Origin of the sequence: Streptococcus parasanguinis ATCC 15912 (genome assembly GCF_000164675.2) — a bacterium.
GTDB lineage: Bacteria > Bacillota > Bacilli > Lactobacillales > Streptococcaceae > Streptococcus > Streptococcus parasanguinis.
Window position 1 is genome coordinate 2119061 of sequence record NC_015678.1, and the last position, 15440, is coordinate 2134500.

Annotated in this window: 15 protein-coding genes and 1 other RNA gene; 14 read left to right on the top strand and 2 right to left on the bottom strand. The window is 40.4% G+C overall.

The window, feature by feature from the left end:
- Nucleotide 1: 1 nt before the first annotated feature.
- From mraY to pepC, 10 genes are all read left to right on the top strand, one after another.
- The gene (gene mraY / locus HMPREF0833_RS09990; RefSeq protein WP_013904745.1) at nucleotides 2–994 is read left to right on the top strand and encodes a phospho-N-acetylmuramoyl-pentapeptide-transferase; all 993 of its coding nucleotides are present in this window, start codon (nucleotides 2–4) and stop codon (nucleotides 992–994) included.
- A gap of 134 nt (nucleotides 995–1128) precedes the next feature.
- A complete protein-coding gene (locus HMPREF0833_RS09995) occupies nucleotides 1129–2472 on the top strand; it encodes a DEAD/DEAH box helicase (RefSeq protein ID WP_041818460.1) in 1344 nt (447 codons plus the stop codon).
- A gap of 195 nt (nucleotides 2473–2667) precedes the next feature.
- A complete protein-coding gene (locus HMPREF0833_RS10000; RefSeq protein ID WP_013904747.1) occupies nucleotides 2668–3468 on the top strand; it encodes an amino acid ABC transporter permease in 801 nt (266 codons plus the stop codon).
- Entirely contained in the window at nucleotides 3468–4211 is a 744-nt protein-coding gene (locus HMPREF0833_RS10005) for an amino acid ABC transporter ATP-binding protein (RefSeq protein WP_003014934.1), read from the top strand. Before HMPREF0833_RS10000 ends, HMPREF0833_RS10005 begins: the two co-directional genes overlap by 1 nt.
- Nucleotides 4212–4292: 81 nt before the next feature.
- The gene (locus HMPREF0833_RS10010; protein WP_003003995.1) at nucleotides 4293–4520 is read left to right on the top strand and encodes a DUF4059 family protein; all 228 of its coding nucleotides are present in this window, start codon (nucleotides 4293–4295) and stop codon (nucleotides 4518–4520) included.
- A gap of 58 nt (nucleotides 4521–4578) precedes the next feature.
- Nucleotides 4579–5490, top strand: a complete 912-nt coding sequence (gene trxB, locus HMPREF0833_RS10015; protein WP_013904748.1) for a thioredoxin-disulfide reductase — start codon at nucleotides 4579–4581, stop codon at nucleotides 5488–5490.
- 139 nt (nucleotides 5491–5629) lie between these two features.
- A complete protein-coding gene (locus tag HMPREF0833_RS10020) occupies nucleotides 5630–7090 on the top strand; it encodes a nicotinate phosphoribosyltransferase (RefSeq protein WP_013904749.1) in 1461 nt (486 codons plus the stop codon).
- Entirely contained in the window at nucleotides 7087–7911 is an 825-nt protein-coding gene (gene nadE, locus HMPREF0833_RS10025) for an ammonia-dependent NAD(+) synthetase (protein WP_013904750.1), read from the top strand. The genes HMPREF0833_RS10020 and nadE overlap by 4 nt, the downstream gene beginning before the upstream one ends.
- Before the next feature lie 161 nt (nucleotides 7912–8072).
- Nucleotides 8073–8624, top strand: a complete 552-nt coding sequence (locus HMPREF0833_RS10030; RefSeq protein WP_013904751.1) for a GNAT family N-acetyltransferase — start codon at nucleotides 8073–8075, stop codon at nucleotides 8622–8624.
- 67 nt (nucleotides 8625–8691) lie between these two features.
- Nucleotides 8692–10026, top strand: coding sequence for an aminopeptidase C (gene pepC / locus HMPREF0833_RS10035; protein WP_013904752.1), 1335 nt, complete (start codon nucleotides 8692–8694; stop codon nucleotides 10024–10026).
- Between the two features lie 91 nt (nucleotides 10027–10117).
- Here pepC and pbp1a read toward each other — a convergent pair whose 3' ends face one another.
- Nucleotides 10118–12235 (bottom strand): penicillin-binding protein PBP1A, encoded by a 2118-nt coding sequence (pbp1a, locus tag HMPREF0833_RS10040; protein WP_013904753.1) that lies wholly within the window; start codon nucleotides 12233–12235, stop codon nucleotides 10118–10120.
- Nucleotides 12236–12829 (bottom strand): Holliday junction resolvase RecU, encoded by a 594-nt coding sequence (gene recU, locus HMPREF0833_RS10045; RefSeq protein ID WP_013904754.1) that lies wholly within the window; start codon nucleotides 12827–12829, stop codon nucleotides 12236–12238.
- A 64-nt stretch (nucleotides 12830–12893) separates the two neighbouring features.
- On the opposite strand from recU, the gene HMPREF0833_RS10050 reads away from it, so the two are divergent.
- From HMPREF0833_RS10050 to HMPREF0833_RS10060, 4 genes are all read left to right on the top strand, one after another.
- A complete protein-coding gene (locus HMPREF0833_RS10050) occupies nucleotides 12894–13421 on the top strand; it encodes a DUF1273 domain-containing protein (RefSeq protein WP_003018163.1) in 528 nt (175 codons plus the stop codon).
- Between the two features lie 69 nt (nucleotides 13422–13490).
- Nucleotides 13491–13832 carry a cell division regulator GpsB gene (gpsB, locus tag HMPREF0833_RS10055; RefSeq protein WP_013904755.1) on the top strand — a complete coding sequence of 114 codons (342 nt, stop codon included), beginning with the start codon at nucleotides 13491–13493 and terminating at the stop codon, nucleotides 13830–13832.
- 16 nt (nucleotides 13833–13848) lie between these two features.
- An RNA gene (rnpB, locus tag HMPREF0833_RS10515) (RNase P RNA component class B) lies at nucleotides 13849–14216 on the top strand.
- Nucleotides 14217–14282: 66 nt separating this feature from the next.
- Nucleotides 14283–15440, top strand: coding sequence for a THUMP domain-containing class I SAM-dependent RNA methyltransferase (locus HMPREF0833_RS10060; RefSeq protein WP_013904756.1), 1158 nt, complete (start codon nucleotides 14283–14285; stop codon nucleotides 15438–15440).

A 15440-nucleotide genomic window follows, 5' to 3' on the forward strand; every position in this document is an offset into this window, starting at 1 on the left:
GATGTATATTGCTACGATCCTTGTATCGTTTCTATTAACAGTGGCTGCTATTCCAGCCTTTATTCGATTTTACCACCGTGCTCATATTTCCGGGCAACAAATGCACGAAGATGTGAAACAACACAAAGCGAAAGCTGGCACTCCGACAATGGGTGGAGTTGTGTTTCTCATTACAGCAGTTCTAGTCAGTTTTGTCTTTACCGTATTGACTGGTAATTTTACTCGTCCTGTTCAACTCGTTCTATTTATCTTGATTCTATACGGAATTGTTGGATTTTTAGATGACTTTTTAAAGGTATTTCGTAAGATTAATGAAGGTCTCAATCCGAAGCAAAAATTAGCTCTTCAACTTATCGGGGGAATCATCTTTTATGTTTTCTCTGAACGCCATGGAGCTGGAAGCCTTTTAAATGTCTTTGGTTACGATCTTTACTTAGGGCATTTCTACATTCTCTTTGCTTTATTTTGGTTGATTGGCTTCTCAAATGCTGTCAATTTGACAGATGGGATCGATGGATTAGCCAGCATCTCCGTTGCCATTAGCCTGAGTGCCTATTCCTTTATTGCCTATATGCAAGGAAAATGGGATATTCTCTTTGTAACCTTAAGTATGATTGGGGCCTTGCTTGGATTCTTTGTCTTCAACCACAAGCCGGCTAAAATCTTTATGGGAGATGTCGGTAGTTTAGCTCTTGGAGGGATGCTTGCAGCCTTGTCAATGGCTCTGCATGTAGAGTGGACCCTCCTCCTGATTGGTTTGGTTTATGTCATTGAAACAGGTTCAGTGATGCTACAAGTGACCTATTTCAAATGGACCAAGAAACGCTACGGGGAAGGACGTCGGATTTTCCGAATGACTCCTTTCCACCATCATTTAGAATTGGGTGGCCTTTCTGGAAATGGCCAAAACTGGTCAGAATGGAAAGTGGATGCTTTTATGTGGACCATTGCCTTGGTGACAAGCGGTATCACTCTTGTCCTTCTCTATCTATAAAACGACGGTGGGCTTGCCCATCGTTTTTTAATCGGCACAAGGGAGAGACTTGACATGAGGAAAAACAACTAAAAGAGAAGCGCGAAGACAGCTTTTCTGATATAATAATAGAGATCATGAAAGGAACTGAGAAAATGAAATTTACAGAGTTTAATTTTAAGCCCTATATTCAAGAGGCATTGAAAGAAATCAATTTTAGAGAAGCAACCGAAGTACAGGAAAAACTAATTCCGATTGTCCTAGCTGGAAATGATTTGGTAGGAGAGTCAAAGACTGGTTCTGGGAAAACCCATACGTTCCTCTTGCCAATTTTTCAAACTTTAAATGAAGAAAGCGAACAAGTTGAAGCGGTCATCACGGCTCCTAGTCGAGAGTTGGCAACGCAAATTTACCAAGCTGCCCGTCAAATTGCTAGTCATTCTGAAAAAGAGATTCGGATTGTAAATTATGTTGGAGGAACGGATAAAAGCCGTCAGATTGAAAAACTGCAGGTCAAACAACCGCATATCGTGATTGGGACTCCAGGCCGGATCTATGATCTGGTTGCATCTGGTGATCTGGCTATTCATAAGGCTCATACCTTTGTGGTAGACGAGGCAGATATGACACTGGACATGGGATTTCTGTCTACTGTGGATAAGATTGCTTCGAGACTTCCGCAACAACTGCAATTTTTAGTTTTTTCAGCCACCATTCCGCAAAAATTACAACCTTTTTTGAAAAAATATCTCTCAAACCCAGTCATGGAGCAAATTAAGACTAAGACGGTGATTTCAGAGACCATCGATAATTGGCTGGTTTCGACCAAGGGTCGGGATAAAAATGAGCAAATTTACCAATTGACCAAGACTTTGCAACCTTATTTAGCCATGATTTTCGTCAATACAAAAACGAGAGCAGATGACCTTCATGCCTATTTGGTGGCTCAGGGATTGAAAGTGGCGAAGATTCACGGAGATATTCCACCACGTGAACGGAAACGGATCATGAATCAGGTTAAAAATCTTGATTTTGAGTATATTGTGGCCACCGATTTGGCGGCTCGTGGAATTGATATCGAAGGGGTGAGTCATGTCATCAACGATGCTATTCCACAAGATCTTTCCTTCTTCGTTCACCGTGTTGGCCGGACAGGCCGCAATGGTCTACCAGGTGTCGCTATTACTCTTTATCAACCGAGTGATGATTCAGATATCCGTGAACTAGAAAAAATGGGAATTCGTTTCGTACCGAAAGTGTTGAAAAATGGGGTTATTGAAGATACTTATGATCGGGACAGACGGGCGAATCGTGAGAAAAAGCAAGAGAAACTTGACATCGAGATGATTGGTCTGGTGAAAAAGAAAAAGAAAAAAATCAAACCAGGCTACAAGAAAAAAATCAAATGGGCAGTTGATGAAAAGCGGAGAAAGGCTAAGCGAGCTGAAAATCGTGCGCGTGGCCGGGCGGAACGAAAGGCCAAACGACAAACTTTCTAACCCTTGTTGCAAATATTCAGGAGAAAACATAGATTTTTTTTATGAACTCCATAAAGAAAAACTATTGGGAACTTATCTAAAATTATGATAGACTAAATTTGAGTAGTCTATCATTTTTCTATTTCTGTAGCAATTTTTGGAATTCCGATAGTGAATGTGATAGAATGTTTATGTTCGAGAAAGGAAGTAACAAAAATGTTTACAACTGATTTTTTAACAGCCAACTGGTATGCTGACTTTTTAAAACACATTCCAGATAGCAAGCTGTTTAGTTTGAGAGCTGTGTTTGATGCATTCCCGTCGGTCATAGGGAAATTGCCTGTGACGATTTTACTTGCTCTAGGAGGCGCATTTTTTGGGATTATTTTTGCCATGGTTTTTGCTCTGGTCAAAATTAATCGTGTACGAATTCTTTACCCGATTCAAGCTGTTTTTGTCAGTTTTTTACGGGGTACTCCTTTGTTGGTCCAGTTGATGTTGACCTATTATGGGATTCCTCTTATTTTAAAAGCGATCAATCAGTCTTATGGAACAGCTTTTAATATTAATGCCATTCCAGCTGAGTTATTTGCAATTGTGGCTCTTGCCTTTAATGAGGCGGCTTATGCGAGTGAGACCATCCGGGCAGCAATTTTATCGGTTGATCCTGGTGAAATTGAGGCGGCGCGTAGTCTTGGGATGACAAATCGTCAAGTTTATCACCGGATTATTATTCCCAATGCAGCAGTCGTTGCAACCCCGACCTTAATCAACTCTCTCATTGGCTTGACCAAGGGGACATCGCTAGCCTTTAGTGCCAGTGTGGTTGAAATTTTTGCCCAAGCACGGATTATTGGGGGGAGCGATTTGAAGTACTTTGAACGCTTTATCACGGTATCGATTGTTTACTGGATTGTGAATATTCTCATTGAAATACTAGGACGTCACATTGAACGTCGACTGGATATTGAGACTCCCGTAGCAATTGATTTACCAGATCAGGAGGTCCGGATCTAATGATTTATATTTCAGAATTATCAAAGACATTTTCAGGTCAAAAGGTTTTAAATAATCTAAGTTTGGAAATTCAAAAAGGGGAAGTCGTGGCCCTAATCGGGTCTTCAGGAGCTGGTAAATCAACCTTCTTACGCAGTTTAAACTATTTGGAAGCTCCAGACAGTGGTAGAATTAAGATTGATGATTTCGAGGTTGATTTTGAACACATTAGCCAAGATCAAATCCTAACCTTAAGAAGAAAATTGGCCATGGTGTTCCAACAGTTTAATTTGTTTGGTAGAAAAACAGCTCTTGAAAATGTGAAAGAAGGGCTCATTGTTGTGAAGGGCTTATCCGATCAAGAAGCAACGAAAATTGCTCGAGAAGAACTGGCAAAAGTCGGCTTATCGGATCGGGAAAATCACTATCCTCGTCACCTCTCAGGTGGACAAAAACAACGGGTGGCTTTGGCCCGTGCCTTGGCCATGAAACCAGAGGTTCTTTTGCTGGATGAACCGACTTCAGCCTTGGATCCAGAATTGGTTGGAGAAGTTGAAAAATCCATTGCCAATGCGGCAAAATCGGGACAAACCATGGTACTGGTCAGCCATGATATGTCTTTTGTAGCGCAAGTAGCAGATAAGGTCCTATTTTTGGATAAAGGACGGATTATTGAATCTGGAACACCAGAGGAAATCATGCAACATCCAAAAGAAGAACGGACAAAAGAATTCTTTGCTAGTTACAAACGGACCTATGTTTGATATAATAGAGGAGAGGTAAGACTCAGCTGGCGATGCTAGCTGGGTTTGTTTTCTGAAAATGTAAAAATATTTGGAGTCGTGATGTTAAATAAATTATTGTCCTTATATTTACAAAGTTTAGTGACGACAACGATTTTAGTTGGGATCGCTTCTTGTATTTGGATTGGCTACCGTGCCCTTAAGAAGAAAGATAAAACAGCCAAGCAACGACAAGCCCATTTGTATGATATCCTCTTAATTGATATCATGACGATTCCTATTTTAACCTTTGCGGTCATAGGGATTTTGTTTATCTTTCAAGCACGATAATTGCAAAAATATCGTGTGAGAATTATAATGGTTACAACAAAACAGAAAGAGGTTGAGTATGTTTGATACAGTGATTGTTGGAGCAGGCCCTGCAGGGATGACTGCTGCCCTTTATGCAGCACGAAGTAATTTAAAAGTCGCATTAATTGAGAGAGGAATTCCAGGCGGTCAAATGAACAATACGTCTGACATTGAAAACTATCCTGGCTATGCGAATATTAGTGGCCCAGACTTGGCTGAAAAAATGTTTGAGCCTTTAGAAAATCTTGGTGTGGAGCATTTATTTGGTCAGGTAGAGCGCATCGAAGACCTCGGAGTAACCAAAAAGATTGTCACAGATGATGGGGAATATGAAGCTAAAACCGTGGTGATTGCAACAGGGTCTAACCACCGTTCATTGAATGTCCCTGGTGAAGAGGAGCTGAATAGTAGAGGGGTTTCCTACTGTGCTGTTTGTGATGGAGCTTTCTTTAGAGACGAGGATCTCTTGGTCGTTGGTGGTGGCGATTCTGCGGTAGAAGAAGCTGTCTTTTTGACTCAGTTTGCAAAAACAGTGACCATTGCCCATCGTCGTGATCAATTGCGTGCCCAAAAAGTTCTTCAAGATCGTGCCTTTGCCAATGATAAAATTCACTTTGCTTGGAATACGGTTGTTGAAGAAATTAAGGGTGAACAAAAAGTAACTTCTGTCCTTTTAAAAGATGTGAAGACAGGAGAGGTTAGAGAGCAAGCCTTCGGTGGTGTCTTTATCTATGTTGGTTTAGATCCTGTCAGTGATTTTGCGACAGAACTTGGTATTTTAGATGAAAATGGCTGGGTGATCACGGATGATCATATGAGAACCACAGTCCCAGGTATTTTTGCGGTTGGCGATGTTCGTCAAAAAGATCTACGTCAAGTGACGACAGCCGTCGGAGACGGTGCGATTGCTGGCCAAGAAGTTTATAAATATATCACAGAAAACTTTTAATCCAAAAAAATCTGAGCTTCCTGTCTCAGATTTTTTTCATGCTTTCCTTTCAGTATTCAATAGGGCTGAAATATGCTATAATGGTACTAATTTTATGGTAGGAATTCATAGAACAAATCTATAAAAAAGAGGTATACATATGTATCCAGATGACAGTTTAACTTTGCATACTGATTTATACCAAATCAATATGATGCAGGTCTATTTTGATCAAGGTATCCACAATAAACATGCCGTATTTGAAGTGTATTTTCGTCAACAGCCTTTTAAAAACGGCTACGCAGTATTTGCTGGCTTAGAGAGAATTGTGAAATACTTGGAAAACTTGAGTTTTTCTGAGAGCGATATTGCCTATTTAGAGTCACTCGGTTATCATGGGGCCTTCTTGGAATATCTCCGTGATCTCAAGTTGGAATTGACGGTACGCTCGGCTCAAGAAGGAGACTTAGTTTTTGCGAATGAACCAATTGTTCAGGTAGAGGGCCCTCTAGCTCAGTGCCAATTGGTGGAAACAGCCCTTTTGAATATTGTCAACTTTCAAACCTTAATAGCCACAAAAGCTGCTCGTATTCGTTCAGTCATTGAAGATGAGCCTTTGATGGAATTTGGAACCCGTCGTGCGCAAGAAATGGATGCTGCAATTTGGGGAACTCGTGCAGCAGTCATCGGAGGTGCCAATGGAACTAGTAATGTTCGTGCAGGAAAACTCTTTGGAATCCCAGTTTTAGGAACTCATGCCCATTCTCTTGTACAGGTTTATGGAAATGACTACCAGGCCTTTAGGGCTTATGCGGAAACCCATAAAGATTGTGTCTTCCTCGTCGATACCTATGATACCCTGCGTATTGGGGTCCCTGCTGCTATTCAGGTAGCGCGTGAAATGGGAGATAAAATCAATTTCCTAGGCGTCCGGATTGACTCAGGAGATATTGCCTATATTTCTAAAAAGGTTCGCCAGCAATTAGATGAGGCTGGTTTTACAAATGCTAAAATCTACGCTTCTAATGACTTGGATGAAAATACCATCCTCAACTTAAAAATGCAAAAAGCAAAAATTGATGTTTGGGGTGTAGGAACCAAGTTAATTACAGCTTACGATCAACCAGCGCTTGGAGCGGTATACAAAATTGTCTCTGTTGAAAACGAAGCAGCAGAGATGATCAATACCATCAAGCTTTCCAATAATGCAGAGAAAGTTTCTACTCCAGGTAAAAAGCAAGTATGGCGGATTACGAGCCGTGAAAAAGGTAAATCAGAAGGTGACTACATCACTTATGATGGAGTAGATGTTTCACAACTGACTGAACTTAAAATGTTCCATCCGACTTATACCTACATTAATAAAACGGTCCGAAACTTTGAGGCGATTCCTCTTTTAGTGGATATTTTTAAAGAGGGTCAATTGGTTTATCAACTACCAACATTATCAGAAATTCAAGAATATGCTCGTAAAAATTACGATCAATTATGGGATGAATACAAGCGCGTCCTCAATCCACAGCATTACCCAGTTGACTTGGCCAAAGATATTTGGCAGGATAAGATGGATCTGATCGAGGAAATGCGTAACAAGGCCAATGGAGAAGGAGAAGCAAAATGAGTTTGCAAGAAGAGATTATCCAACAATTGGGTGTCAAGCCAAGTATTGATCCTCAGGAAGAGATTCGCCGCTCGGTTGATTTCTTAAAAAGATATCTAAAAAAACATCCCTTCTTGAAAACATTTGTATTAGGGATCTCAGGAGGACAAGATTCAACTCTTGCTGGACGATTAGCTCAATTAGCAATGGAAGAAATGCGCGCAGAAACAGGAGATGCCTCCTATCAATTTATTGCCGTTCGTCTTCCTTATGGGGTACAGGCAGATGAAGCAGATGCACAAAAAGCTTTGACCTTTATCCAGCCGGATGTTAGCCTGGTTGTGAATATCAAGGAGTCTGCTGACGAAATGGTACGAGCAGTAGAAGCGACTGGAACAGAGGTTTCTGATTTTAACAAAGGCAATATGAAGGCTCGCAGTCGCATGATTGCTCAGTATGCTCTAGCTGGAGCACGTAGCGGAGCTGTGATTGGGACGGATCATGCTGCAGAAAATATTACTGGTTTCTTTACAAAATTTGGAGATGGTGGTGCAGATATTTTACCCCTTTTCCGTTTGAATAAACGCCAAGGAAAACAATTGCTTAAGGCCTTAGGAGCCGATCCTGCTCTTTATGAGAAAATCCCAACAGCAGATTTGGAAGAAGAAAAACCAGGAATAGCAGATGAAGTAGCGCTGGGTGTCACCTATAATGAAATTGATGATTACCTAGAAGGCAAACAAGTGAGTCCAGAAGCTCAAGCCACTATTGAAAAATGGTGGTACAAAGGCCAACACAAACGCCACTTGCCAATCACAGTATTTGATCATTTTTGGGAGTGAGACAGAAATCGGTAACTCGTAGAGTTCGATTTCGTAGTCTCACCATACAATATTGTGAAAAGTATCAAAAAGAAGGGCGGTTTCATCCGTCCTTTTCTTCTAGATTAAAGTAAAAAACTTGCAAAGTTCAAGTTGCATGAAAAAATGAAGGGAGACAATCTATGAAGCATCTTGGAAGTCTTGTCATAGAGACGGAGCATTTATACATGAGGCCTTTCGTTTTGGAAGATGCACCAGCGATGTTTGAAAATTGGGCTTCTGATCCTGAAACCCTGAACTATGTCACCTGGGATGCCCATGCATCTTCTGAGAGAACTAGAGAATCGATCAAAAGATGGATCGAACAGTATCTTAAACCAGATACTTATAAATGGGCGATCTGTTTGAAAACATCACCGGATCAGGTAATTGGAGATATTAGTGTGGTTTCTCAAGACCAAGAAAGTCAATCATGCGAGCTTGGTTATATCCTTGGTAAGAAATTCTGGGGGCAGGGTCTCATGACAGAAGCGCTCATAGCTGTTTTGAATTTCTTATTGAACGAAGTCGGATTTAAAGAAATCAAAGCCACTTATGTCAGTTTAAATCCTGCTTCAGGGAAAGTCATGGAAAAGGCAGGAATGCAGTATGTAGAAACCATCCCTCATGCCATTCAACGCAAAGGATATTGCGGGGATAAAATCATCTATTCTATACAGAATCCCTCTCTATAGGGTGATTTTTACTTGAAGATTCTGCTCAAAGGATTATAATAGTAGATAACGAAAAAAGGAGATTGCCATGTCAGAATTAACGAAAGAATTTACAGACCAGCTCTATGCTAATTATGAAGCAAATGTGAAATATGCGGCTCTTGAAAATGCTGTTACCCACAATGGGATCCATGCATCGCTTGAAACGCGCAAGAGTGCAGTAGAAAATACACCAGTTTTTTCACTTGATTTGACCAAGGATAAGGTGACAAACCAAAAAGCATCTGGACGTTGTTGGATGTTTGCGGCTTTAAATACCTTCCGTCACAAGATGATCTCAAGCTTCCAATTGGAGGATTTTGAATTGTCTCAAGCACATACTTTCTTTTGGGATAAGTATGAAAAATCAAACTGGTTTTTGGAGCAAGTGATTGCTACAGCAGACCAAGAATTGACCAGCCGTAAGGTGGCTTTTCTCCTACAAACCCCACAACAAGATGGCGGTCAATGGGATATGGTGGTATCCCTCTTTGAGAAATACGGAGTGGTTCCAAAATCAGTTTATCCAGAATCGATTTCTTCAAGCAATAGCCGGGAATTGAACACCTACCTCAATAAACTCTTGCGTCAAGATGCGCAAATCTTGCGTGATTTGATTCATTCAGGAGCAGATAGTGAGGTAGTTGCGAGCAAGAAACAAGCGCTGTTGCAAGAAATTTTTAACTTCTTGGCCATTTCCTTAGGATTGCCTCCACGTGAATTTGACTTTGCATACCGCGATAAGGACAACCAATTCCATAGCGAAAGTGGCTTAACTCCACAAAGCTTCTACAAAAAATATGTAGACCTTCAATTAGACGATTACGTCTCCATTATCAATGCCCCAACTACAGATAAGCCATATGGAAAATCTTACACCGTAGATATGCTGGGCAATGTTGTAGGTAGCCGTCCAGTTCGCTACCTAAATGTTCCAATGGATCGATTGAAAGAATTAGCCATTGCTCAAATGAAAGCCGGAGAAACTGTCTGGTTTGGTTCAGATGTAGGCCAAGTCAGCAACCGTAAAGCCGGAATCCTAGCAACAGATGTCTACGATTTTGAAGCAGGCATGGACATTCATTTGACACAAGACAAGGCGGGTCGCTTAGACTATGCAGAAAGTCTTATGACACACGCTATGGTCTTGACAGGGGTTGATTTAGACGAAGCAGGTCAGTCTCGTAAATGGAAAGTTGAAAATTCATGGGGGGACAAGGTCGGTACAGATGGATACTTTGTGGCTTCTGATGCTTGGATGGATGAATATACCTACCAAATTGTGGTTCGTAAAGAATTCCTAACACCAGATGAATTAGCAGCCTATGAAGCAGAACCAATTGTTCTAGCACCGTGGGATCCAATGGGAGCTTTAGCAAAATAATCAATCCAAAAGAGCCCTTGGGCTCTTTTTTGTCCTCTAAAAAACAAAAAAGTTCACAGGAAGGATGGTCCTTGCTGTGAACTAGAATATATTATTCGTTATGATTGTTAGAGTCTTGTGAAGAAGGCTCAGTTGGCTTAGATGGATTTTCTTCGCTAGAAGAGCTTGAAGAAGATTCTTCAGTAGAGGATTCTTCAGTTGAATAACTTGGTTCATAGTAGTAGTTATTGTAATTATTCTTACCATTGTTTAAATAGAGGTAAGAACCATTTCGATAAAGACCACTAGGTTGTGTCCAGTCCGTATGACCAGAATTATTATTATTTGCAAGATAGAGCATCATTTGACGATAAACATCAGTTGCAACCTGCATTCCATTATCCAATACTGGTGTTAATCGATTTGAATAACCAGTCCAGACAGCCATAGAATACTCCGGAGTATAGCCGACAAATAATTCATCTGGCGCTACAATACTTGAATAACTTGAATTCTTTGTTAATTTGTTTAATTCATTGTCAGAATAATTTGAAGTACCGGTCTTCCCAGCTTGGTAAACTCCTGAAATAGCCGCATTTGTACCAGTACCAGACATGAGGACTGTCTTCATCATATCAGTCATCATGTAGGCCGTCGTCGCTTTCATAGCGCGGGTTCCTTCAGAATCAAACTCTTTAGTCGTTCCATCACTAAAGACGACTCGGTTAACGTAGCTTGGTTTATAATAGGTACCACCATTTGCAAAAGCCGCATAGGCAGCAGCCATTTTTTCACTGCTGGCTCCGTATTTGTTGCTCGAATCACTAGTGTTACTTGAGATGGCATTCGCGTAAACCATTTCGGGATAGTCGATTCCTAACCCATTTAGGAATTTCTTAGCTTTTTTAAGGCCAACTTTTTCAAGTGCTTTGACCGCAGGAACGTTACGAGATTGTTGGATCGCATAGGTCATGGTAATGCTACCATAGTAAGAACGGTCCCAGTTGTAAACCGGTGTTGATGAATGAGGGAAATTGTATGGCGCATCTGTGATCGTAGCGGCAGTAGAAGTGTATTCCTCATGCTCGAGAGCAGGTGCATAGTCTGAAATCGGCTTCATAGTTGATCCCCAATCGCGATTAGTTTCAACCGCTTGGTTGGTACCAAAGGAAACATTGCTAGATTGGTGGCGAGAACCGAGTTGGGCAACAACTTTACCAGTATTGACATCGATAACTGTTGAAGCTACTTGTAATTCATCATCCGGGTAGTTGACATATTCATCTGTGTTGTAGATATCCCAAAGTTTCTTTTGCGCTTCGGTGTCAACATTTGTATAAACATCCATCCCAGTTGTGAGCAAATTGTAACCTGTTTCTTCTTCAACTTGCTCAATAACTTCTTTCAGATAGTTATCCATATAGGCTGGGTAACTGCTTGAAGAACTAAGACTTTGCAGACCATCTGTAACAGGTGTATTGACTGCCGCTTCGTATTGTTTGTTAGAAATGGTCTTCATCTCAAGCATTTCTTTTAATACTAAGTTTCGGCGTTGTTGTGCTGCTTCAGGGTGGGAGTATGGATCGTATTGATTTGGTGCTTGGGGCATCCCCGCAAGGAGTGCCAATTGAGGGAGCGAAAGATCTTTTAGATCTTTCCCGTAGTAACTTTTTGCAGCGGTCTGCATTCCGTAGTTCCCATTCGCCATAAATACTTTATTGACGTAATAGGTCAAGATTTCTTGTTTGGTTGCTTTCTTTTCCAGTTGAGTTGCCAACCAAGCTTCTTGGATCTTACGAGAGAGGGTACGGTCAGAGGCCGAGGTGGAGAAATAAGTTAATTTAATCAATTGTTGCGTCAAGGTTGAACCACCTTGACTTCCTCCTCGCAAGTTGTGAAGGAAGGAACCGCCGATCCGAATAATATCGACCCCACGGTGATTGAAGAAACGGTGGTCTTCAATCGCTACGATAGCATTGACCAAATCAGTAGGGATTTCATTAGTGGAAACATTGATTCGTTTCTCAGCTCCCAAGTCTGCAATTAAGTTATTTTGGTTGTCATAGATCTTACTTGATGTTGTTGCAACCAAATCCTTTTCAGATAAGGTTGGGGCCTTCATTGCATAATATCCAAATATCAGCCCACCGAGGACGAATAAAAGTAAAAAGAATGAAATGGCTGCGATGGCAACATATTTCAACCACTGAATGACTGTTTGTTTATTCATTTAAATACCGCCTAGAAGTTTCTGTTCGATAATATCAAGATAAGGAACGCTTGGTAGTCGATTCTTATCCACTAGAAAGCCATGCTCCTGAATATAGGAGAGGGGCATAGACTTACTGCCGTGATCAATGTTGTAAAAGCGAATTAATGCAGGAGCAGGGAGTAAGTAGGTATCGTTAAGTTTTGCAAAATGTAATAGAACGAAACAGATACCGCCTTGCAGGACAACCGCTTCCATATGATCGATCTGATGTTGATGGAAATTTTTCATCGGCATAGACTGCTTTTGCTGTGTCTCCTTAGCTTCAAAATCGATATAGCGTCCCTTGTATACTCCAGAATAGTCCGTCGTTGAGGCTTGTCTAAAGTATGCTTCAACAATCTTTGCACGACTGCGTCGTGGATAATCCACTTTCACGATTTGAATTGGAGTTGGTTTCTTGTGAATGACCGCCAGGCCTCGAGAAAGATAATATTGATTACTTTCGTTGATCATTTTTTCAAATGTCATACCACGATTCGCAAAATCGATCGGATGCTTCCTTTGAGTAGAGACCGTGTTTTTGGGGGCTACTTTATGTGGATAGTTGACCATAGTTCTCCTTATTGGTACAATTACATCACTCTATTATATCATAAATTAGAATAATGAGGAAAAAATGAATACCATACTTGTTGCAGGTTATAAAAATTTTGATGTGGGAGTCTTTTCTAACAAAGACCCTCGGTTGACCATTATTAAAAAAGCCATTGAAAGGGACCTTCGACGTTTGTTTGAAGAAGGAGTGAAATGGCTGGTTTTTTCTGGTAATTTGGGATTTGAGGCTTGGGTACTAGAAGTTGCCTTTCAATTAAAAAAGGATTACGATTTTCAAATGGCGACGATCTTCTTGTTTGAGAATGTTGGTGAAAATTGGAATGAAGCCAATCAGGAAATTTTAGCACGTTTCAAACAGGTAGATTTTGTGAAATATGCCTATCCTCATTATGTTAGTCCTGGACAATTGAAGGAGTACAATCAATTTTTGTTGGGGAATGTAGAAGGAGCTTATATTTTTTATGATCCTGAAAATGAAACAAAATTAAACTATCTTTATAGAATGATGTTAGAGAAAGAAACATTTTATGTCAAAAGATTGAGTTTTGATGACTTGAATGATTTTGCTGAAAATTTTTACGAAAACTAAGTGTTATACCTTGATTTTTCTCACCATTTTTTTATATAATTGAATTGATAAACTAGATTGGAGAGAGTGATGGCAAGTATTATTTTTACCGCGAAAGATATTTTTGATCAAGATTTTAAAAGAGAAGTCCGCGGATACAGTAAAGATGAAGTAAATGAATTTTTAGATGATGTCATAAAAGACTACGAGACTTATGCGGCACTAGTGAAGGAATTACGTGAAGAAAATACTCGCCTTCGTGAAGAAATTGCTAAGAAATCACAGGCTACACCACAAGAGACTCCAATTGCTAGCACAGCAACACAAGAATTTCCACAGGTGACAACAGCTACAAACTTTGATATTTTGAAACGACTAAATCGTTTAGAAAAAGAAGTTTTTGGGAAACAAATCGTAGATCGAGATTTCTAATTTTTGAAATCATGCAATTTTTGGATAATCGCGTGAGAGATTCTTCCCTCATGAGGAAAGTCCATGCTAGCACAGGCTGTGATGCCTGTAGTGTTTGTGCTAGGTGAATTCATAAGCCTAGGGACTTGATGTTCAAGTTACGGCGGGTGAAAGAGCTAAGTCTTTGGATAGGTTCTAGTAACTCTGAAAGTGCCACAGTGACGTAGTTTTTAGGGAAACCTAAAAAGTGGAACGCGGTAAACCCCTCAAGCTAGCAACCCAAACTTTGGTCGGGGCATGGAATACGTGGAAACGAACATAGTATTCTGACTGGAAACAGTAGACAGATGATTATCGAAGGAAATGGTACCTAGTCATTTCTGGAACAAAACATGGCTTATAGAAAATTGCATATAGGTTGGTGAGGTGGAGAGAGATCTCAACCTCCTTTTTTAAAGTGATAGGAATAATATGAAAAAACATTTTGAATTGATCGCAACAGCAGCTGCTGGTTTAGAAGCAGTAGTAGGACGGGAATTAAGAAATCTTGGTTACGATTGCCAGGTTGAAAATGGACGGGTACGGTTTCAAGGTGATTCTCGGACAATCATTGAGACGAATCTCTGGTTGCGTGCGGCTGATAGAGTAAAGATAGTTGTTGGTAGTTTTCCAGCTAAAACTTTTGAAGAACTCTTTCAAGGTGTCTTTGCTTTGGATTGGGAAAATTATTTGCCTTTGGGTGCACGTTTTCCTATTTCAAAGGCTAAATGTGTTAAATCAAAACTTCATAATGAACCTAGCGTTCAGGCAATCTCGAAAAAAGCAGTTGTTAAAAAGTTACAAAGACATTATGCTCGACCAGAAGGGGTTCCCTTGATAGAAAATGGGGCAGAGTTCAAGATCGAAGTGTCGATTCTCAAAGATCAAGCTACCGTTTTGATTGATACTACAGGCAGTAGCCTCTTCAAGCGTGGTTATCGGACTGAAAAAGGTGGTGCACCAATCAAGGAAAATATGGCAGCTGCTATCCTTCAGTTGTCAAACTGGTACCCAGATAAGCCTTTAATTGATCCAACATGTGGTTCGGGTACTTTTTGTATTGAGGCAGCGATGATTGCACGCAACATGGCGCCAGGTTTAAGACGTACCTTCTCTTTTGAGGAGTGGAATTGGGTTGACGATCGTCTGATACAAGAAGTTCGTACAGAAGCCAGTAAAAAAATCAATCGAGACCTGGTTTTGGATATTATGGGGACAGATATTGATGCGCGAATGATTGATATTGCTAAAGAGAACGCACGAAAAGCAGGTGTTAGCAGTGATATCACTTTTAAACAAATGCGTGTTCAGGATCTTCGTTCGGACAAGATCAATGGGGTCATTATTTCTAATCCTCCATATGGGGAGCGATTATCCGATGATGTAGGTGTGACTAAGTTGTATGCTGAAATGGGACAAGTATTTGCTCCTCTCAAAACCTGGAGTAAGTTTATCCTAACCAATGATGAAAGTTTTGAATCTAAATACGGTAGTAAAGCAGATAAAAAAAGAAAACTTTATAATGGGACTCTGAAAGTTGATCTCTACCAATATTTTGGAGAACGTATAAAACGGCAGATAAAGGCATAG